The following is a 19976-nucleotide window of genomic DNA, read 5'->3' as shown; positions in this document are numbered from 1 at the left end:
CAGTTGAGGCCGCCTCGTGTGCATACGACCGTGGCGCCGCATCGTTGATGCCGACTCGTGTGCAAACGCCCATCGTCGTGCCCGCCCCGGCCCGCCGCCTGTGCCGCCGCGGCCTTCGAGCGGCATAGGCGGCCGCCCGAAAACCGTTCGTCTAGTCCCTTCCCGCCCGATATTGTACAATAAAAGAAACGGAGGCGAAGCCCGGACTATGCCTGCATCCGTGCGTACGGCAGCAGAGCAGGCCCGCCTCGGCAAGAATGGAACCATGAAATGAGGATGCACGATGCTTGTAGCGGAAAGATGGCAGAAAATACTCGCGCTGGTCAATGAAAGAGGAAGCATACGGGTGACGGAGCTCAGCGAGCTTTGCGGAGTCACCGAGGAAACGATCCGGCGCGATCTCGACAAGCTGGAGAGCGAAGGCCGGCTGATGCGCAGTCACGGCGGAGCGGTTCGCGTGGGAGAATCCCAGCCCGAGATTCCGTTCAAGGAACGGGAAACGGTGCACGCGGACCTCAAGCGGAGCATCGCCCGGGAAGCCGTCAAGCATATCCGGGAGAACGACCGGATCATACTCGATGCGAGCACGACGGCGTGGTATATGGCGCAAATTTTGCCGGACGAACCGCTCACGGTGCTGACCAACTCGATCCAAGTCGCCGTGGAGCTCAGCTCCAAAGAGAAAATACAGGTCGTTTCCACCGGAGGCCGTCTTCTTCCGCAGTCGCTTTCCTACGCCGGTCCGCTGGCCGAACGCTCCCTGGATACGTACCATGTCGATAAAGCGTTCCTGTCGTGCAAAGGCGTGCATACGGCGCGCGGCATTTCCGAATCGAGCGAGCTGCAGGCGCTGGTCAAAGCCAAAATGGTCGCCATTTCCGACGAAGTTTTTTTGCTGGCGGACCACAGCAAATTCGGTCTTCAGTCGTTTGCCCACGTCGCTTCATGGGAGCGGATCGGGCATGTCATCACCGATTCGGCGACGAGCGCGGACAGCTTGGAAACCCTGCGCGAGAAAGGCGTAAAGGTTACCCGGCTTTCCTGAGCCGCCGCACATCCGCCCTGCCCGTTCCCCCATCTTATTCACGGAGCGGAAAGGGCTATTTTTCAATCATCACGACGTGTTTCTTCCATATAAAAGAGAGCGCTTTCAACCGAAAGGGGCGATTCATCTTGAAGGTTTCCTTATTTATCACCTGTTTGAGCGACCTCGTGTATCCCCGGGTGGGGCAGGCGATGGTGCGGCTGCTTGCCCGGTACGGCATCCGGGTCGAATTTCCGGAGGTGCAGACCTGCTGCGGGCAGCCGGCCTTTAACAGCGGTTACTGGGACGATGCGCGCAAGTCGGCCCGGACTCTGCTGGAAGCGTTTGACGACAGCGACTTTGTCTTGTCGCCTTCCGGCTCGTGCACGAGCATGGTTCAGCATTATTATCCGAAGCTGTTTCAGGACGATCCGGAGCTGCTGGCCAAGGCGGAAGCCCTCCGGGAGAAAACGTACGAGTTTACGCAATTTCTCGTCGGCGTGCTGGGCGTTACGGATCTCGGTGCGGTGTTTCCCCGCAGGGTCACTTACCATCCGTCCTGCCACGGCTCGCGGCTGCTTGGCATCAAGGACGAACCGGCCTCCCTGCTGGAGCATGTGCGCGGCCTCGAACTTGTTCCGCTGCCGCATGCGGAGGACTGCTGCGGGTTCGGAGGCACGTTTGCCGTCAAAATGAGCGACATATCGGGCGCGATGGTCGCGGAGAAATCCGATCATGTCCTGGAAACGGAAGCGGAGGTGCTCGTCGGTCTCGATATGGGCTGCCTCATGAATATATCCGGGAATTTGCTGCACAGGGGCAGACCGGTTAAGGTCATGCATCTGGCGGAACTTTTGGAGGAAGGAGTGAGACGGGCCGATGAGCATGTCTAGCGGTGGGGGCAGTGTAAAAGACCGGGCGAAAATAGCGCTGAACAACGATTTCCTGCGGAAAGCCGTCAAGTTCACGACCGAGCGTCTGAAGACCGGCAAATTGAACGCGGCCGCCGAGCAGGGAAACTGGGAAGAATGGCGGGAACGGGGGCGGCAGATCCGGCTGCATACGATCGCTCACCTCGATTATTATCTCGGCGCCTTCGTTGACAATGCGCGGGCGCAGGGCGTCCATGTCCACTTCGCGGAAACGGCGGAGGAGGCGGTCTCGATTACGATGGAGATCGCCCGGCACCGAAAAGCGAAGAGCGTCGTAAAATCCAAATCCATGGTGTCCGAGGAGATTCACATCAATCGCGCGCTCGAAGAGCTCGGCATTGAAGCCGTGGAGACGGACCTCGGCGAGTACATCATCCAGCTTGCGGGGGAAGCGCCGTCTCACATCATCATTCCCGCGATCCACAAAAACCGCTTCCAGATCGCGGAGCTGCTGTCGGAAGAAGCGGGCGAAACGCTCCCGCCCGACACGGCCGTGCTCGCCGGCTTCGTGCGCCGGAAGCTGCGGGAGAAGTTCCTGGAGGCGGACATCGGAATGACCGGCTGCAATTTCGCCGTCGCCGAGACCGGCTCCATCGTTCTCTTCGAGAACGAAGGCAACGGCCGGATGGTCAGCACCGTCCCCAAGACGCAGATCACCTTCATGGGAATGGAGCGGATCATTCCCTCGCTGGATGATCTGGAGGTCATGGCGACGCTGCTGCCGCGCTCGGCCACCGGCCAGAAGCTGACCGTGTACATGTCGGTCATCTCCGGGCCGAGAAGAGAACCGGACGGAGACGGTCCGGAGGAGATGCACGTCATTATCCTGGACAACGGGCGCTCGCTTCAGCTCGGAGACCCGGATTTCCAGGAGCTGCTGAACTGCATCCGCTGCGGCGCTTGTCTGAATGCCTGCCCGGTGTACCGGCACATCGGCGGGCATGCGTACGGCGGCACTTACAGCGGGCCGATCGGGGCCGTCCTCACCCCGGCGCTTAACCGGAACACGGCCGAATGGGACGATATCGCCGGTGCTTCGACCTTGTGCGGCGCCTGCTACGAGGCTTGTCCGGTCAAAATCCCGCTGCACGACATGCTGGTCTATTTACGCGGCCGCAAGGTCGAGAAGGGCCACGGGGATGCGGCGGAGAAGGCGGGAATGTCCGCTTTCGGTTATATCATGGCCGATGCCAAGCGCTTGAGGCGGGCTGCGGCGCTGGGCAGATTCGGCCAGCGGTTCGTGGCCCGCGGCGGGGCAATCAAAGCAAGAATCGGTCCGCTCAAGGGCTGGAACACGTACCGCTATGCCCCGGCGCTCCCGCCGAAGACATTCCGGGAGGAATGGAAAAGCCTCGCCGAAGAAACCGCCGGGAGCCTGCCGGAGATGGACGCGGACGTGAAGAGCCGCATGGAGCGGATTATGGCTGACCGCCGGGAAGGAGGCGGGCCGTCATGAGTAAATCCGCTGCGGATTTCCTGAACAGGCTGGAAGCCGAGTCCAGGCGGAAGCAGGAGGCGTTCTTGGGCGGCATCGCCTCCCGGCTGGGGCGTCCCCGGATAACGGAGCGCCCGGCAAGACCGTTCCGGGGAGCGCCTGACTTCTGGAACGCCGTAGATTTGGACGAAGAGGCGCGCATCCGCCTCTTTATGGACAACTGGCGCAAGGCGGGCGGTCATGCCGAGAAGCTGGCCTCCATGGAGGAGGCGGCGGCTTTCGTGCGGCAGCTGATCCGCGACCTGGAGGCGAGGCGGGTTATCCGCCAGGACCAGCCGGAGCTGGAGGCGATAGCGGCCGGGCTGGAGACGGCAGGGGGGATCGACCGCCTGACCGTCTGGAACGCGGAGCATGCCTCGGACGCGGAGAAGGAGGCCGGGCTGGCAGACGCTGCCGGAGCCGATATCGGGATTGTGGCGGCCGACAGCGCCGCGGCTCATACCGGTACGGTCGTGCTGATGTCCTCGCCCCGCAAAGGCAGAAGCGTCAGCCTGCTTCCGGCGGTCCTCGTCGCGGTGGTTCCCGCCAGCCGGATGAAGATGCGTCTCGGCGAGGTGCTCCGTCCGCTTGACGGGCTGGAGGCCGGAGCGAGGCCGGCCGGGATTCATTTCGTGTCGGGCCCGAGCCGTTCGGCGGATATTGAGAACGACCTTACCATCGGCGTGCACGGTCCCGGTATTGTCTACGCGCTTGTGGTGGAAGGCTGCTAGCCGTCCGTGCCGGGACGGACCGGCGGATTGCCTGCGGGACCAAACGAACATTCTAACTGCCGTTTCCGAGCGGCAGTTCCTAAACGGTTCTTACTTTTTATGCGGATACGCGCCAAAGGCCGGAGACGTTTCACCCGTCAAGTCCGGCGTCGTCAGGCCGCGGCAGCCAGCCTGGCCGCAAAAAAATGCCGCCCCTCAAAAAGGGGCGGCATTTTCTCATTATGACCAGGCTCTATTGCCGTTCGATGATCCGGCGTTACTTCGCTACCGGTACGGCATTCAGATACTCTTCCATCGTCGTGTTCTTCGTCTTGATGTCTTTGGCCATCTGGGTGCCGACATAGCGCAGATGCCACGGCTCGTACTGATAGCCGGTGACGGATTCCTTGCCCTTCGGATAGCGGATGATAAACCCGTATTCGTGGGCATGGTCTTCCAGCCACTTGGCTTCGGGCGTTCCGCCGAAGCAGTCTTCGGCCGCACATTTGCCTGTGCTGCCCGTAACGTCTATGGCCAGTCCCGTTTCATGCTCGCTGTGTCCCGGTACGGCGCTGTATTTTTTGGCCGCGGCCTCGCCGTCCTTTTGTACGTAACGGTTGAACAGGGTCGTCTGCGTGGAGTGGGAGCGGTAAGCGGACACGCCGGCCAGCGGCGTCCCGTCTTTCTTGGCCGCGGCGAACATGTTTTCCAGCGCGCCGGCCGCTTCTTTGCGCATCATGCGCTTTTCGATTTTTTCGGCGAATACAAAATTCACATCCGGGTACACCAGATCGGAAGGCTTGTACGTGTCCGGAAGCTTGAATTGTTTGTTAACCAGCACGGTCATGCTTTCCGGCTTGGCGGCCACCTGTTCCGCGCCATCCGTTCCTTTGCCCGTTCCGGTTCCTTTCGAAGTAGAATCCGGTGTCGGCGAAGTCGTCGGCTTGCTTGTGCTTCCCGGTGCCGCGGACGGACTTGCGGAAGGCGAAGTTACCGCAGACGTACCCGGAGTCGACGTGGCGGCCGGGGAGTTCCCGCCCGTTTCCTTGCTGTTCTCGCAGCCGGCGAAGAGCGCGACGGCGGACGCCAGGATCAGAAGCCGGGTGATTCTTTTTTTCGGGGTCATGGTAGTTCCTCCTTGAATTAAAAAAGGCGCATCCTTATGCGGGACAGGCCCGAAGTACAACAGGTTTTATTATACCTTAAGCGGATTGAAAAACCCAACGCGGGGCAATTGTGACTAAGCGGTGAAAACACTATCATCTTGCCATTTCATTCGCTACAATGGGGGTAACAAGAAGGGGGGCAGCAGCTATGATGATCGCATCTCTGATTATCGGCCTGGCTTTGGCGGGTCTGATTTTATGGGCAACGATTTGGATCACCAATAAGGCATACTCCAGAAAATGGGAAAATCCCGACGAGGATTGAATCCGGGATACCCGGCTGTTCCTGCCCGGGGCCCGGCTCCGCCGTCCGGAGTAAAGGCATTTTCGTTTCATGCGTTATCCGTAAGAGAGAGAAGGCCGGCAGCCATTGTCAGGGATAAGCTTAAGCCGCAGGAGACGGAGCGGACGCCTTCTTTGCTCTTTCAATTCTTCCGTTTTGCAACCATCGGTTTTACCTCCTCCATAAGCGCGTATGCTCTATATTCGCCCTTTTTGCGGAAAAGGTTCGGTTTATTCCGGGCGGAATATGTCCACATACCGAGGAAAACCATATGACCCGGATATTCATCCCGTTCTAACCTCCGCATGGGGCGCCAAATTCCAAAATAAGCCGTTCCTGGCGTTTCACACCTTTCCATTTCGGGTTATCACCAAATAGGGCAGGATTTCTTCAATTTCCTCCTTTATACAAATTTTTGTCTTTGCTTCCTTTGAAAGCTGTATTATAATCGTTCATGTTCTTAATTATCGTGAGGGAGAGAGAGAGGAGAAATCGTGTGAATAAGAAAATTTGGATGTCTGTACTCGTATTACTGTTGACTTTTACTGTCGTATTGGCGGGTTGCGGCAAAAAAGAATCACCGAAAACGGCTTTGGAGGAATCCTATACCGCTGCTTCTACCATGAACAGTGCGGATTTCAACATGAATATGACCTTGAACCTGGATTTCCCGGAATCCGCGCTTAAAGCGGACCCGAGCTTGGCGATGGGAGCTAACTTCCTGAAAAATCTGGATGTTACGGCTAAAGGTGTTTACCAGGCCGATCCTATGCAGCTGGAAATGACGCTGGAAGCCAACCTCAAAGGCGACATGCCGATGAAGATTTCCCTGCCTATGGTCATGACCAAAGACAAGATGTATGTGAAAGTTCCGAACATTCCGCTTCTGCCTATTCCGAAAGATACCGTCGGTAAATACATCGTCGTGGATGTCAACGAGCTGAATCAGACGACGGAAGGCAAAGTGAACGTAAATGCCATCGACGTAAAGAAACAGCAGCAGTTCGGTCAAGACGCGATGAAAATCTTTACGACCAACTTTGACGAAAAAACGTACTTTGTCGATGTCGATAAGAAAAACGCGGGACTGCCCGAGAGCGTAGACGCGAAGCAAGTCGTGAAATTCCAGATTACCAACGAGAACCTGGAACCTACCATCAAAACGATTGTCGAGAAGGTAGCTCCGCAGCTTCTGGATCTCGTATCCAGCGACAAGTATAAAGACATGCTTCAAGTCGATCCGGCCGAAATCGAGAAGGCAAAGAAAGAACTGGCCGCCGGTTCGAGTAAGGAAGATACCCAGAAGGCGATCGACGAGCTGAAAAAAGTGCTGAAAATCAACGATTTCAACATTTTGACGGCTATCAATAAAGATAAATTCCCGGCTTATCAGGAAATTAACGCTAACCTGGACATCACCGACGAAAAGCAGGGCACGTTCAAAATCGGTACGAAAATCAAAACCGAGTACAGCAATATCAACAAGAAGGCTAACCTGCAGCCTCTTCCTACCGATACGCTGACGATCGAACAATTCTCGCAAAAAATGCAAGCTTCCGGCATGTAAACAATCGCTCCGGTCGCGCGCAAGACAAATCCCCGGTTTCCTTAATGGAAGCCGGGGATTTTTTTGCCGTTGTCCGCCGTTAACGGCATGGAAAAACCGGCCGGACGGGAGGGGGATGCCCGGGTCGGCCGGTTTATTATCGGGATGTAGAGCCGCGATTAAACAGCTTATACGAATAGTTCATCACGAGGATCATGGCGGCGCGCTGCTCGTCCGTCTTGGCCAGCAGGCAGTGGCGTCTCCAGTCCAGAAAACGGATGGCGGCCTCGCGGCTGCCGTCCTGGGCCCTCTGCCAGGTGTCTTCGATCTCTTCAATCGACGGAATGACCTGATGCCTCCGGTAAAAGCCGACCGTCCGGGAAATGGAGGACCAGTCATATTGCATAGGAAGTCCTCAAAATGTTTCTTCTTCCGCATCCCGCTCGAACCCGGTCCAGAACAGGAAAGTGGCGCTGAAAAGAAGCATCACGCTTCCCCACCACATGTAAGGATTCCAGAGCGTCGCTGCTTGGCTGAACAGGCCGCAGAGGCACAGGATGATGCCGTGCGGCAAAAAAATGAATCCGGCCAGACGGCGCAGGTCATATTCTTTTTTTGGCCCGTTATTCATCGTGTTTTCCTCCTTCGCCTGGTTGCCGGAATTGTACGCAGAGTACGGACGACTTTTTACCGTACCCTGTATTACCTCCGTCTCTTTTAAAGGAAACAGCGAAATCGGTCACAAGGTATCCGTACGAAGCCGCTTTTGGAAGGAAGAGGGATTATAGGGGGCTATTTTTACGAAAAAGGGGGTCTGGGCGCCGTTTACGCTCCTATATGAAGAAGAAGAGAGCTTGCTTCTTGCGGAACGGTTTTCTATGATACAGGTGTACTTATTAACCCTTACAGAGAAACGAGGCGGCCCATTTTGAAAATCGGATTAAGCTCTTACAGTTTGTACCGTGCCATCAGAGCCGGGGAGTTGGACTATGTCAGTGCGTTGGATTGGATTGCGGCTAACGGCGGCGAACATATGGAAGTCGTTCCGCTGGAAATCGATTTTACCCGGGAACCCCAGCTTGTGCAGAACATCAAGGAAAAAGCGAAGTCCACAGGCATCGAGCTTTCCAATTATGCGATCGGAGCCAACTTCCTGACGGAAAATGAGGGCGCTTACCAGGACGAAATTTCCCGGGTGAAGCGGGAAGTCGATGTAGCGGCCGAGCTGGGCGTTAAGCTGATGCGCCATGATGTGGCCCGCCATGAAGACGTTTCCATCCGTACGTTCAACGCGAATCTGGACCGCATGATCGAAGCGTGCCGGACGATTGCCGATTACGCCGCTCAGTACGGGATAACGACCAGCATTGAAAATCACGGCTATCTGGTGCAGGCGAGCGATCGGGTGCTTACCGTCGTTCAAGGCGTGGCCCGTCCGAACTTCAAGACGACGCTGGATATCGGCAATTTTATGTGCGCGGATGAAAATCCGGTCGCTTCCGTGCAGAAAAATCTGCCGTTTGCCTCCATTGTACATATCAAAGATTTCTATCTCCGCCCTTCTTACCGGAATCCGGGTGAAGGCTGGTTCAAGACCACGGCAGGCAATTACCTCCGGGGAGCTATTGCCGGTCAGGGCGATATCGACATGTGGGAAGTACTGCGTCTGGTGAAGCGTTCCGGCTTCGAGGGCTATCTGTCCATCGAATTCGAAGGCATGGAAGAGTGCAGACAAGGCTCCAAAATCGCCATGGATAACGTGAGACGGATCTGGGCCGAAGTCTAGACGATTCTGCTTCTGCAGAGCCGTCCGGGGTCTATAAAAGAAGCGTTCTCCTCCTAAGAAAGGGGACGCTTCTTTCCGGTTTGCCGGAAGGGAACGGAGAACAGGGAACTTTTTCTGAATAAGGAGAAGTTCTTTTTCATTTTCCGGGGAGGAGGAAACTGATATACTAAGGACAGACTTAATCCGGAAAAAAGGAAAACCGATGATTTGAGGTGCGCTTGGAAATGAATAAGTATTTGGAACTGCTTAAGGATATCAAGGAAAACGGAACCCGCAAAGAAGATCGCACGGGAACCGGAACCATTTCCGTGTTCGGGCGTCAGATGCGGATGAATCTGGCGGAAGGCTTTCCGCTTTTGACGACTAAAAAACTTCATATGCGCTCGATTATCCACGAGCTTTTATGGTTTTTGAAAGGTGAAACCAACATTCGCTATTTACACGACAATGGCGTCACCATTTGGGACGAGTGGGCCGATGAGGACGGCAACCTGGGCCGTGTGTACGGCGCCCAGTGGCGCACTTGGCAGGCGCCGGACGGACGGACTATCGACCAGATTACCCAAGTGATCGACCAGATTAAAACCAACCCGGACTCCCGCAGGCATCTCGTAAGCGCCTGGAATGTCGCAGAGGTAGATCGGATGGCGCTGCCGCCCTGCCATTACGCGTTCCAGTTCTATGTCGCGGACGGCAAGCTGTCGTGCATGTTCCAGATGCGTTCGGTCGATACGTTCCTCGGTCTGCCGTTCAATCTGGCCTCGTACGCGCTTCTCACGCACATGGTCGCGCAGCAGTGCGATCTCGAAGTCGGGGACCTGGTATGGACCGGCGGGGACGTGCATATTTACCTGAACCATCTGGAACAGGTGGAGAAACAGCTTGCGAGAGAGCCGTTTCCGCTGCCTAAGCTTGAAATCAAGCGCAAGCCGGATTCTATTTTCGATTACGCTTATGAAGATTTCGAGTTTGTCGGCTACCAGTCGCATCCCGGTATTAAGGCTCCGATCGCGATCTGACTGCGCAGGGCGTCAGCAGAGCGCGTTTCGGACCGGATTAGGACGGAAAATAGGATGATCCATGAACGGCCGCAAGGTTCGCATGGGTCGCGGGAAGAGGTGTTGGCCAGTTGAGTATTTCTTTTATTTTTGCGATGGACCGCAACAATGCGATCGGGAACGATAACAAGCTGCCGTGGCATCTGCCGGCGGATTTGAAATATTTTAAAAAAATGACGACCGGTCATCCGATCCTGATGGGGCGGAAAACATACGATTCAATCGGACGTCCGCTGCCGAATCGTGAAAATATTGTCTTGACCCGGCAAAGCGGCTTTAAAGCCGAAGGGTGCACGGTCGTCCATACGGTGGAAGAAGTGCTGGAACGTTACACGGAAGGGGAAGTTTTCGTGATCGGCGGAACGGAAGTGTTCCTGCTGTTCTGGCCTCACGTTGACAAGCTGTACGTGACGTTTATCGACGATACTTTCGAAGCCGATACGTTCTTTCCGGAGATTGATCCCGGCGAATGGACGCTGGTTTCCGACGAGCCCGGTATCCGGGACGAGAAAAATCCGTACGATTACACGTTCCGGGTGTACGAGCGGGCGCAGTGACGCCGAAAATGCCGGTGCCGGAATGGAAATCGCAAGCGGATACCCATACGTCAGAATAGTATCGGGAGTCCGGCACGGCAGCGGGGGGATCATCCGGCTGCGCAGGGTACTCGGAAGGACGGTAAACAAGGCGGGACTCAGGCCGGTTATTGCTGCCCCTGCGGCTGCCAGGTCTTCTTGCCGGAGTTCCTTCGAAAACCGCTACACAATTAACCCGGGGCTTGCATAAGTCGGGAAAGCTGAACGGGGGCGTTAAGGATGCAGCAACCAAGTTTACGAATCGGCATGATCGGATTAGACACTTCCCATGCCGTCGAATTTACTAAACTGCTCAACGACCCGGGCCATCCCTGGCATGTGCCGGGCGGCCGGGTCGTGATCGCCTATCCGGGCGGATCGGAAGACTTCGAGCTGAGCCGTTCCCGCGTGCAGGGGTTCACCGAGAAACTCCGCGGCGAATACGGCGTGGAAATGGCCGGCTCTCCCGCGGCCGTCGCGGCGGCATGCGACGCCATCCTGCTTGAATCGGCGGACGGCCGGGTACACGCCGAACAGTTCCGGCAGATCGCCCCGTACGGCAAGCCGGTGTTCGTCGACAAGCCGCTGGCCGTCAGCTCGCGGGATGCCGGCGAGATCGCCGCTCTGGCCGTACGCCACGGCGCTGCGCTCCTGAGCGGCTCGTCTCTCCGCTTCGCCGAAGGCTTAACGGAAGCGCTTGGCGGCTCGGAGAAGGGAGCGGTCACCGGAGCCGACTGCTTCGGCCCGTTGGCGCTGGAGCCGACGCAGCCCGGCCTGTTCTGGTACGGCATCCACATGGTGGAGATGCTGTACGCCGCGCTTGGCCCGGGCTGCGTGCACGTCACGGCGGCAGCCGCGGAGTCGCACGAGGTGGTGGTCGGCGTTTGGGCCGACGGCCGCATCGGGACCGTGCGCGGCAGCCGCGCGGGCAGTCCCGCGTTCGGCGCGGTGGTGCACCGCGAAGGGGGGAGCCGCGCGGTCGATATCTCCGCGGACGCGAAGCCCTTCTACGCGAGCCTGCTTGAGCGCGTCATGGAGCTGTTCCGCGGCGGCGAGCCTGCCGTCGGCATACGGGAGACGCTCGAAGTGATCCGCTTCATCGAAGCGGCGAACGAGAGCCGCGAGACGGGCCGACGGGTCCTGTTGTAGACGGAGCTTCGCCTCCGAGGGGGCGCTCCGACTGTATCGCCTCGCGACGTCTCGCATCGCTGCGCCTTTGGCCGCCTTGCGACGTCTTGCATTGGCCGCTTCGCGCCGTCTCCAGCGTCTCTCTCGGAGCGTCTTAGGCCGCTCGCTTAGCTTTCGCCGCCCCGCTCCGTCACGTCGCAAAAAAAGGCCTGAACCGCCGTATAGAGCGGTTCAGGCCTTTTAAAGTAAACAAAAAAAGCTGCGGAATCGTCATTCCCGCAGCTTTTTCCCGTTTCCGCCCGGCTGCTCCAGCGGGACGGAAACGTTAGGCGCGTTTTCTGAACAGGCTGAGCAGCAGGGAAGCCGCGCTCAGTACCACAGCGGCAATCGAAAGATACAGCGGCGTGTTGCTCGCGGAAGCGCCCGCCTGCTGGGCGGGAGCCGCCGTGGCGCTGCCCGGCGCCGTGCTTGTATGGCCGTGGCTGTCCGTCGCCCCGCCGGCCGGTTTAGCGGTAACCTTCGTTACCGAAGCGGGCTTGTCCGAGCCTTCGGCGCCGGTCCACTCCACTACGCTGCCGTCCTGGTAAGTCTGATAAGCCTTCCAGACGATGGAAGTGGCGTTGTCGGCCACCTTGCCCTGCATGTTGAATTCGCCGAATTCGGTTTTGGTCAGGCCGCCGTTCTCCGCGGTCCAGGTCACACCCGTGATTTTATCCGCTCCGTCTTTGGCAATTTCGTATTTCCAGCCCGGTTTCGGCTCGAAACGCGAGACGGATACGGCGTCTACCGGGAATTTCACTTCGATTTTGGTAGTCGGCACATCTTTTTCCGTCGGTACGCGAACCGTAAATTTCTGATAGGAACCCGCCGTCGCTTCGGCAGGATTAACGGTAACGTGAGCGCTGGCCACGCCGGCAAAGAGCATCAAACCGGCTACAACGGCGGCCGCTTGTATTTTGAGCTTGTTCATGAGTAACTCCCTTTCTCTCGCAATCTTGTAGTACTTCTACTGTACCCAAAGCGGGCGGGAGAAAGTATGACTCAACTGGGCTATTTTTGCCCCCTAGTTATGATCTTTTCGTGACATACCGTGTTTCACGGCATAGGCGGTAAGCTGGACGCGGTTATCCATGCCGAGCTTTTCGAAAATATTTTTCATATGGTTTTTAACGGTGTTTTCCGAAATAAGCAGCTTTTCCGCGATTTGCCGGTTGTTGTATCCTTCGGCGACATAGAGGACGATTTCATGTTCGCGGGCCGTAAGCTGAGGCAGGGGCTGACCGGACGCGGCCGGTGTCCCCGATTGACGGAAGCGCCGCATAAGCCGGTCCGCCATCTGGCGGGCCACCTGGGAATTGTCGTCGAGCAGGGCGTGCAGGTAGCTCAGCCACTCGTCGGGGTCCATATTTTTGAGCAGATAGCCTTGTGCTCCGAACTGGACGGCCGTAAACAGATCGGCTACATCGTCCGACACCGTCAGGATGACGATGCGGATATGAGGGTAGCGCTGTTTGATCTGGCGGGTCGCCTCCAGGCCGTTCACGGGGCTCATATGGATATCCATGAGCACCACATCCGGCTGCAGGTTGCCGCAGAGGGCGATCGCTTCCTCGCCGTTGTAGGCTTCGCCGACGACGGTAAATGAAGAATCGTCTTCCAGCAAGCTCTGGATGGCCTGGCGGGCAAGGGGGTGATCATCCGCGATGAGAACGCGATAGCAGGTCTCTGACATGGGGTTTCCTCCTTGATGAAGTGACGGAGAGCTCCGTACCGTTTTCGGGCGAAGACTGAAGTTCCCACGAGGCTCCGAGCTCGGCGGCCCGCTTGCGCATCATGGTCAGGCCGTAGCGGTGCCGCTGGGATTCGTCCTCCGCGAATCCGACTCCGTTGTCGGCGATTTTGAGCGACCATTCCGGGCCGCTCGTTTCCAGGTCGATAGAAGCCTGGGTCGCGCGGGAATGCTTGCGGATATTGGTGAAAGCTTCCTGGATAATGGCGAAAATCTGCACTTCTTCGGCAGCCGTGAGAACTTCGTCGGTTGCCCGCAGATTTTGGACGGTTTCAATGCCGGTCAGCACTTCCCAGTCCTGCAGCCACTTGCCGATGCGCAGAGTGAAAGAGGTCCCTTCCTCGGGCAGGGTCCGGAGATTGAAAATCGCCTGACGGAGATGATGGTCGATTTCGGAGACGGCGGCTTTGGCTTCCTCGGTCTTCCCCTGCTTCAGCTTCACGTTGATAAAAAACAGCGTCTGGGCGAGATTATCGTGCAGCTCCCTGGCCAGCCGTTCGCGTTCTTCATAGACGGCGCGTTTGGACGTTTCGCGGGCCAGCCGGTTATTGGTACGCTCAATACTGCGGAACATCCAGGTGGCGAATACGTAGGAGACGAGGAGAGTGAGGAACGTAATGTACCAGTTTCCGGTTTCCATAGACATATAGCTCAGCATGAACTCATGCCGGATAAACTCGAATCCTCCGATAAACAGGGCAGGGGTCAGAGCGGCCAGCCATTTGAGGGTTTTAAGCGACATAACAGCCCGTCCTTTGCATAGATTAATGATTCTTGTCTTAACGGATGTACCCAATATACCGTAACGCGTCCGGAGCAACAAGGCGAGAGAAATTTTCCTCTTCGCAGACCGCGACTTTTTGGAGAAACTTTCGTCTAATGGGTTTAGCGTCCTTTTCCGGACGAAAAAAAAGCCTTCGGGCATAGCAAAACCGGCCCCTCGGGTCAAAGGGCCGGCTGCGGATCACTCAATAGAGCATTTCCCGTAAGGAAGCTCCTTTATTAATCGGTTGAGCGGGCAGGACCGCATAACAGAACGGATCGCTCTCTTCCTCCACAACTTCAATCATGAGAATGTGTTCGATCGGCAGAAGGACGTTATCCATCTTAATCAGACCAAACTGTTCGTAGTGATTGGAAATGACACCGGTAATGGTATCATTGCCGCAGCTGACTTTAACTTTCTGCTTCTGGTATATGAGTATATCAAACATAAATAAACTCACCTCTCTATTAAGATATGACAAGTCCTCTGTGATATTCGTCACACCGTTTTTTAAAAAGAAAGAACATTAAATTTATTTAAAGACAATTTAAAGATTTGTCTTTAAATAAAGTTTTTCTTTAGAATAGAGTAAGAATGTAAACGCCTACAACGCATGGATTGCCGAGGTACGTGCTTATCGCAGCGGAAATCCGGCCAGGGACAAGGAGGATGTGCAGCTTGGAAATAAAACGACCCCCCAGCCGGGACGAAATCGTGATCGGACTGATAGGTCCGGAAGAGCTTCTCGAAAAAGCGGAGGAGACGATCAGAGCTTTTCCTTCTTTTCATCCTTTGTCTTTAAAATGGGAAGGGGAGCCGCACCGGCTTCCGGACGTTCAGCGTCTCGGCGAGCAGGCCGAGGTGCTGCTTTTTACGGACCCGGACACATACCGCCTCGCCAAGCAGAGCGTTGCGTTCCGGATTCCGGCGCATTATGTGCCGCTGACGGGCACGGGCTTATACCGTGCGCTCTATCTGGCCGGCCATACCGGCTCCCCCGGGAAACTGACCGTAGACGGGCTGACGGAGCCTGTCGTAGCCAAGGCGCTGAGGGAACTCGGGGAGAACGGCATGGACGTGGTCTGTTACGGCGGACAGAGCGACGGCAACTTGCAGGAGCTGATCGACTTCCACCGGGCAGGGGCGTCGGCGGACACAGTCGCCCTAACGGGAATGAAGGCGGTTGCGGAGGCTCTGACGAAGGAAGGACTGCGCAGCGAATGGATCGCCCCGACCGAGCACGATATGACGATTTCGCTGCAGCGCGCGCTGCTCTCCACGGAGACGCGCCGGAGCAAAGAGGGCCAGATCGTCATCGGGTTCATTAACATCGACGGATTCGAACGGCTTGCCGCCAGGTCGGGCTCCGAGCACGAAGTGCAGCGGATGAAGCTGGACCTTCACCGGATCGTGCTGGACTACGTCGAACATCTCGACGGGTATCTGAACACGCTCGGCGGGGACGAGTTTCTGTTCATGACGACCAGGGGGATATTCGAGCGGGAGACGGGCGGCTACAAATCGATCCCGCTGGCCAAAGATTTGTCGCTCATGCACGACCTCACGCTGAGCATCGGCATAGGCTTCGGCCGCTCCGCCAACGAAGCGGGTACGCATGCCCGCCTTGCCCTGCGGCGTTCCAAAGACGCGGGCGGCAACATCACGTTCATCGTCCGCGAGGACCGCAGTGTCATCGGTCCGCTGGAGATGACGGAGCCGAACCGCTTCGACCTGTCCCTGCTCGACGCCGAGCTGATCAAGGAAGCGGGGAGGGCCGGAATGACGCCCGCTTACCTGAGCCGGCTGGTCGCGTACGTAACCCGCTTCGGGAAGCTGGATTACACGGCGCAGGAGCTTGCGGGCGTCCTCGACGTGACGGTGCGCAGCACCCACCGCTTCCTGCTGGCTTGGCAGGATGCCGGGCTTGTCGACGTTATCGGCGAAGAACGCGGCGTTTCCAAAGGACGCCCCAAGCAAATATTCCGCTTGGCCTTCCTGCAGGAGAGAATCCGTTCGTGACGTTGACCGGTCACCGGAAGTCCTGCCGGACGCCGCGGATTGCGTGGAACGGACCGATCCTTTACGGCAGCGGGAATAAAGACCGGGCAGGCGGAGCAAACTGTCAATGATTTACTCCATGCCCGCCCGCTTCCAAGCCTTTTTTTGAAGCCGTGCCCGAGCGGCACGGCATACAAATAAAAAAAGCCCCTCGACAAGGAGCTTCAAAGCAGCTGCTGCGTAGCGGCTTTTCCCACAGCGAAGGTTTTTTTAAGCCCGGTGCATGCGGGTCTCGAATTTTTTTCCGAGCAGCCAAAGCAGGCCGATCACGCCCAGGACGATCAGGAACTTCCAGGGCTGGCGGATAAAAGACATGATGTCGTACCCGACGAACGCCATGGTAAACACCATAACCGCCTTCCCGGCTACGATAGCCGGCAGAAAAACCATTTTGTCGACCCGGGACAGAGCCGCCGCCGCCACAACCAGCGAAGAAGGCGTGAACGGGAAGCAGCTCAGCAGGAAGATCGTGCCGAACCCGTGGTTATGAATCCAATTCATCCCGTTGCGCAATTTGGGCGAACGGGTCAGCTTTTGCATAAACGCCGTATTGGACAGTCTCCGGAACAGCAGGAACAGGCAGGTCGCGCCCAGGCTCGTGCCGAGCCAGGAGTACAGGAAGCCGAGTCCGAGCCCGTAGGACGCGGCGTTTCCCATGACAATCACGAACAGCGGAAGAACGGGAATGAAAGCTTCGATAAACGTCAGCAGAATACCGGGCAAAGGACCGAGAGAGTTATAATGAGACAAAAGCTGCGCAATATTTTCTTCGGTCAGCACACTTTTTATAGATTCCCAAGTCACGGCGGTTTCAAGAGCTCCTTTTTCGGGTAGTGAAAGATCAACTGCACTGTTTTAATGTTTCGTAAAAAAGGGTTTATACATTAGTATAACGAATGAAATCCGGAATGGTTTCTCGGGCAGAAGCGGTGTCCGTGTCCGGCAGATTCATCCGTTACCCAGTTTACCTTAAAACAGAATATTTCTTACACAGCACGAAAGGGGAATTTTGTTCATGGCAAACCGCAATCACAACGGAGGTGGCCCTTTGAAAACGGATCTTACCCGCATTCAGGATTACTTGGAGTGGCTTAAAACGAAAATCTATCTGGACTCCATGTCCGATAAAGCGAAAACGCGCGCCCTGCGCCGCGGCGAAGTCTACAAATGCAATCTGGGAAAAGGCATCGGAAGCGAAGAAGAGAAAGAGCGTCCATGCATCGTTTTACAAAACGACGTCGGCAACAAACATTCCGGGAACACGATCATCGCGCCTATTACGCACACCGCGGGTATTCCGAGCGTATCCGTAGAACTTAAAGGCAACTATACGTATTTGGAAGCGGGCAAAGAAAAGCAGCTTACCGGTTACGTACTGCTGGCCAATATTATGACTGTCAGCAAGTCGCGCATTACGGGGAGCTGCCTGGCGAACATCCGCGGAGAGATGGACGAGATCGAAGAAAAAGTGATGGTTTCTCTGGGCATGTTCAAAAAATATAAAGATCTTCTCGACAAAAAAGAGAGGGACAAAGCGTTTATCAAACGCCTGCTGCAGGAAAATTACGCGCTCAAAGAAAAACTGGATTTGTATGAGCGTCCTGACAACGCCTCGGAAATACATGGTTGACAAAGCTTATTTGGTGTGGTTTAATTGTCTTAGCGACTTACAAATATGTTTGATCGGTTGATCGAATCGTATCCCAAAGGTCCATTACAATTCAAATATAAGGAGTCCGTTGATTCCTTCGACTTTCGAAAAAAGATCTCCCGCCAGAGGTCTTTTTTTCATGTCTACTAAATAATACACGGCAGGGGATATTTTGAAACGGGGAGACGTAAAAAGTGGAGCCTAAATGCAGTTCTGCAATCGTTTTCGAGCCGCTTGGAGACCAGGCCGTCGTGCTTCGTCTGGGTGAAAGCATATCCGAAGAAGTACACCGGCGTGTTCTGGAGGCGGCGGAGACGATCAGCCGCAGCCCGTTTCCGGGCCTGGTCGAGATCGTACCTACTTATACGACGGTCACGGTCTGGTACTCCGTCGTAGAGGCGGCGGTTGCCGCCGGCAGGCATTTCTCTCCTTCGGAGCTGGAAGAAACCGAGGCCATGCTGGCAGGCGGGGAGCCTGTCGTTTACACCTGGGTCCGCCGGCATCTGGAGCGTGTTCTGGAAAACGGCGCCGCGGAGCATCCGGTTCTTCCAGCTTCTCCGTCTCGGGAAATTTTTATTCCGGTATGTTATGGAGGCTCCTTCGGTCCGGATTTGGAGGACGCCGCACGTACTCTCGGGATGAGCCCGGAGGAAGTTGTGCGGCTGCACAGCGGAGGCGTATACCGGGTCTATATGATCGGTTTTGTACCCGGATTCCCTTATTTGGGAGGACTTCCTTCTTCTCTGGCTCTTGCGCGGAGATTTAATCCCAGGGTCGCCATTCCGGCCGGATCGGTGGGAATCGGAGGCAGCCAGACAGGAATCTATCCCCTTCCTTCGCCGGGAGGCTGGCATATTATCGGCCGTACGCCGCTTGATCTGCTGCGGACGCGTCACAATCCTCCGGTGCTGCTGCAGGCGGGGGACACGGTCCGCTTCGTGCCCGTAGACGAAACGGATTATGAGCGGCTCTGCCATGAAGAAACGGAGACGGCTAAGGAGGGGAACCGCCGATGAGCCTGCTTGTTGAAAATCCGGGGTTGTACACGACCGTGCAGGATACGGGGCGCTTCGGCTTCCGGCGCTTCGGATTTGTCTCCGGAGGGGCGATGGACGTCCTCTCGATGCAGGCGGCCAACATCCTCGCGGGCAATACCCGGCATGCGGCCGTGCTGGAATGGACGCTGCAGGGTCCGCGGCTGCTGCTGCGTCAAGACACGCTGGCCGCATGGTGCGGCCCGGAGCTTGCGGTATACGCCGGAGGGACACCCGTTCCCGGCTGGCGCCCCGTATATATCCGGGCGGGGACGGTACTAACGCTCGGAACCGGGCGTAACGGGTGCCGGGGCTATCTCGCCCTTGCAGGCGGCTTCGACGTTCCGCTAGCGCTCGGCAGCCGGAGCACATACACCCGCGCCGGGCTGGGCGGGTTGGAAGGACGGCCGCTTCAGGCGGGCGACGAGCTGCTGCCGGGCAGGCCGTCTCCGGCCGCCGAGCGGTTAACGGCAGAGCTCCGGCTTCAGGCTTCCGCTGAAGACGTCGATGTCCGGGCGGCCGCGTGGGAGGCATCCTGGGCCGTCAGACCTGGCGGGACGGCGGCGAACCCTGCGGTGCTTCGTGTCGTCCGCGGCAGTGAGACCGGCCGGTTCAAGGGAGGGCTGGACGCCCTGACCGCGAGTGTTTACCGCGTGCGGCCCCAATCGGACCGCATGGGCTGCCGGCTGCAGGGACCCGCCCTGGAGCTGTCCGTTCCGGGCGAACTCCTATCGGAAAGCACGGCGCCCGGGACGATCCAGGTTCCGCCGGACGGACAGCCGATCGTGCTGGCCGCCGACAGCCAGACGACCGGCGGGTATCCTCGAATCGGGCATGTTATCGGAGCGGATCTGCCGGTTCTGGGCCAGCTTGCTCCCGGAGCATCCGTGCGTTTCGCGGAAGTGACGCTGCATGAGGCGCAGGCGGAGCTGATGCGCCAGGAAATGAACCTGAGGCTGCTCCAGACCGGAGTACGCGCAAGGATGGGGAGATAAG

Annotated in this window: 21 protein-coding genes; 13 read left to right on the top strand and 8 right to left on the bottom strand. The window is 57.1% G+C overall.

Annotation, left to right across the window (positions count from 1 at the left end):
• Window positions 1-283: 283 nt before the first annotated feature.
• From ACI48J_RS22250 to ACI48J_RS22235, 4 genes are all read left to right on the top strand, one after another.
• Entirely contained in the window at window positions 284-1045 is a 762-nt protein-coding gene (locus ACI48J_RS22250) for a DeoR/GlpR family DNA-binding transcription regulator (protein ID WP_405080288.1), read from the top strand.
• A 128-nt stretch (window positions 1046-1173) separates the two neighbouring features.
• Entirely contained in the window at window positions 1174-1917 is a 744-nt protein-coding gene (locus tag ACI48J_RS22245; RefSeq protein ID WP_405080287.1) for a (Fe-S)-binding protein, read from the top strand.
• A complete protein-coding gene (locus ACI48J_RS22240; RefSeq protein WP_405080286.1) occupies window positions 1904-3412 on the top strand; it encodes a LutB/LldF family L-lactate oxidation iron-sulfur protein in 1509 nt (502 codons plus the stop codon). Before ACI48J_RS22245 ends, ACI48J_RS22240 begins: the two co-directional genes overlap by 14 nt.
• Window positions 3409-4161, top strand: coding sequence for a lactate utilization protein C (locus tag ACI48J_RS22235; RefSeq protein WP_405080285.1), 753 nt, complete (start codon window positions 3409-3411; stop codon window positions 4159-4161). The genes ACI48J_RS22240 and ACI48J_RS22235 overlap by 4 nt, the downstream gene beginning before the upstream one ends.
• A gap of 256 nt (window positions 4162-4417) precedes the next feature.
• On the opposite strand, the gene ACI48J_RS22230 is transcribed toward ACI48J_RS22235, so the two are convergent.
• A complete protein-coding gene (locus ACI48J_RS22230) occupies window positions 4418-5266 on the bottom strand; it encodes a D-alanyl-D-alanine carboxypeptidase family protein (protein WP_405080284.1) in 849 nt (282 codons plus the stop codon).
• An 819-nt stretch (window positions 5267-6085) separates the two neighbouring features.
• Between ACI48J_RS22230 and ACI48J_RS22225 the strand changes: the two genes are divergently transcribed.
• Window positions 6086-7156, top strand: a complete 1071-nt coding sequence (locus ACI48J_RS22225) for a hypothetical protein (RefSeq protein WP_326054947.1) — start codon at window positions 6086-6088, stop codon at window positions 7154-7156.
• Window positions 7157-7292: 136 nt separating this feature from the next.
• Here ACI48J_RS22225 and ACI48J_RS22220 read toward each other — a convergent pair whose 3' ends face one another.
• Both ACI48J_RS22220 and ACI48J_RS22215 read right to left on the bottom strand, forming a co-directional pair.
• A complete protein-coding gene (locus ACI48J_RS22220; protein WP_405080283.1) occupies window positions 7293-7541 on the bottom strand; it encodes a hypothetical protein in 249 nt (82 codons plus the stop codon).
• A 9-nt stretch (window positions 7542-7550) separates the two neighbouring features.
• Window positions 7551-7766 carry a hypothetical protein gene (locus tag ACI48J_RS22215; protein WP_326054949.1) on the bottom strand — a complete coding sequence of 72 codons (216 nt, stop codon included), beginning with the start codon at window positions 7764-7766 and terminating at the stop codon, window positions 7551-7553.
• A 297-nt stretch (window positions 7767-8063) separates the two neighbouring features.
• Here ACI48J_RS22215 and ACI48J_RS22210 point away from each other — a divergent pair, with 297 nt between their 5' ends.
• The 4 genes from ACI48J_RS22210 (at window position 8064) to ACI48J_RS22195 (ending at window position 11703) form a co-directional block, all read left to right on the top strand.
• On the top strand, window positions 8064-8921 hold the full coding sequence (locus ACI48J_RS22210; protein WP_405080282.1) for a sugar phosphate isomerase/epimerase family protein: 858 nt from the start codon (window positions 8064-8066) through the stop codon (window positions 8919-8921).
• A gap of 224 nt (window positions 8922-9145) precedes the next feature.
• The gene (gene thyA / locus ACI48J_RS22205) at window positions 9146-9940 is read left to right on the top strand and encodes a thymidylate synthase (RefSeq protein ID WP_405080281.1); all 795 of its coding nucleotides are present in this window, start codon (window positions 9146-9148) and stop codon (window positions 9938-9940) included.
• Between the two features lie 110 nt (window positions 9941-10050).
• A complete protein-coding gene (locus tag ACI48J_RS22200) occupies window positions 10051-10536 on the top strand; it encodes a dihydrofolate reductase (RefSeq protein WP_405080280.1) in 486 nt (161 codons plus the stop codon).
• 258 nt (window positions 10537-10794) lie between these two features.
• Window positions 10795-11703 carry a Gfo/Idh/MocA family protein gene (locus tag ACI48J_RS22195; RefSeq protein WP_405080279.1) on the top strand — a complete coding sequence of 303 codons (909 nt, stop codon included), beginning with the start codon at window positions 10795-10797 and terminating at the stop codon, window positions 11701-11703.
• A 304-nt stretch (window positions 11704-12007) separates the two neighbouring features.
• Here the strand turns inward: ACI48J_RS22195 and ACI48J_RS22190 are convergent, their stop codons facing one another.
• The 4 genes from ACI48J_RS22190 to ACI48J_RS22175 form a co-directional block, all read right to left on the bottom strand.
• Window positions 12008-12652: a YcnI family protein gene (locus ACI48J_RS22190; protein WP_326057219.1), complete on the bottom strand. Its 645-nt coding sequence runs from the start codon at window positions 12650-12652 to the stop codon at window positions 12008-12010.
• 93 nt (window positions 12653-12745) lie between these two features.
• Complete coding sequence (locus tag ACI48J_RS22185; RefSeq protein ID WP_326057222.1) at window positions 12746-13414, bottom strand: response regulator transcription factor; 669 nt, start codon at window positions 13412-13414, stop codon at window positions 12746-12748.
• On the bottom strand, window positions 13377-14213 hold the full coding sequence (locus ACI48J_RS22180; protein WP_326057225.1) for a sensor histidine kinase: 837 nt from the start codon (window positions 14211-14213) through the stop codon (window positions 13377-13379). Before ACI48J_RS22180 ends, ACI48J_RS22185 begins: the two co-directional genes overlap by 38 nt.
• A gap of 226 nt (window positions 14214-14439) precedes the next feature.
• Window positions 14440-14685 carry a hypothetical protein gene (locus ACI48J_RS22175; RefSeq protein WP_326057227.1) on the bottom strand — a complete coding sequence of 82 codons (246 nt, stop codon included), beginning with the start codon at window positions 14683-14685 and terminating at the stop codon, window positions 14440-14442.
• 230 nt (window positions 14686-14915) lie between these two features.
• Between ACI48J_RS22175 and ACI48J_RS22170 the strand changes: the two genes are divergently transcribed.
• Window positions 14916-16256, top strand: a complete 1341-nt coding sequence (locus ACI48J_RS22170) for a hypothetical protein (RefSeq protein ID WP_326057228.1) — start codon at window positions 14916-14918, stop codon at window positions 16254-16256.
• Window positions 16257-16505: 249 nt separating this feature from the next.
• Here the strand turns inward: ACI48J_RS22170 and ACI48J_RS22165 are convergent, their stop codons facing one another.
• On the bottom strand, window positions 16506-17099 hold the full coding sequence (locus ACI48J_RS22165; RefSeq protein ID WP_326057231.1) for a TVP38/TMEM64 family protein: 594 nt from the start codon (window positions 17097-17099) through the stop codon (window positions 16506-16508).
• A gap of 244 nt (window positions 17100-17343) precedes the next feature.
• On the opposite strand from ACI48J_RS22165, the gene ACI48J_RS22160 reads away from it, so the two are divergent.
• The 3 genes from ACI48J_RS22160 (at window position 17344) to ACI48J_RS22150 (ending at window position 19975) form a co-directional block, all read left to right on the top strand.
• Window positions 17344-17925 (top strand): type II toxin-antitoxin system PemK/MazF family toxin, encoded by a 582-nt coding sequence (locus ACI48J_RS22160; protein ID WP_326057233.1) that lies wholly within the window; start codon window positions 17344-17346, stop codon window positions 17923-17925.
• Window positions 17926-18140: 215 nt separating this feature from the next.
• A complete protein-coding gene (pxpB, locus tag ACI48J_RS22155) occupies window positions 18141-18962 on the top strand; it encodes a 5-oxoprolinase subunit PxpB (protein WP_405080278.1) in 822 nt (273 codons plus the stop codon).
• Window positions 18959-19975, top strand: a complete 1017-nt coding sequence (locus tag ACI48J_RS22150; protein WP_405080277.1) for a biotin-dependent carboxyltransferase family protein — start codon at window positions 18959-18961, stop codon at window positions 19973-19975. Before pxpB ends, ACI48J_RS22150 begins: the two co-directional genes overlap by 4 nt.
• Window position 19976 lies beyond the last annotated feature (1 nt).

It is taken from the genome of Paenibacillus chitinolyticus (assembly GCF_045038035.1).
GTDB classification, from domain to species: Bacteria; Bacillota; Bacilli; order Paenibacillales; family NBRC-103111; genus Paenibacillus_F; species Paenibacillus_F chitinolyticus_A.
Note: the sequence above shows the minus strand (reverse complement) of the source record. Positions and strands in the feature narration are given on the sequence as shown.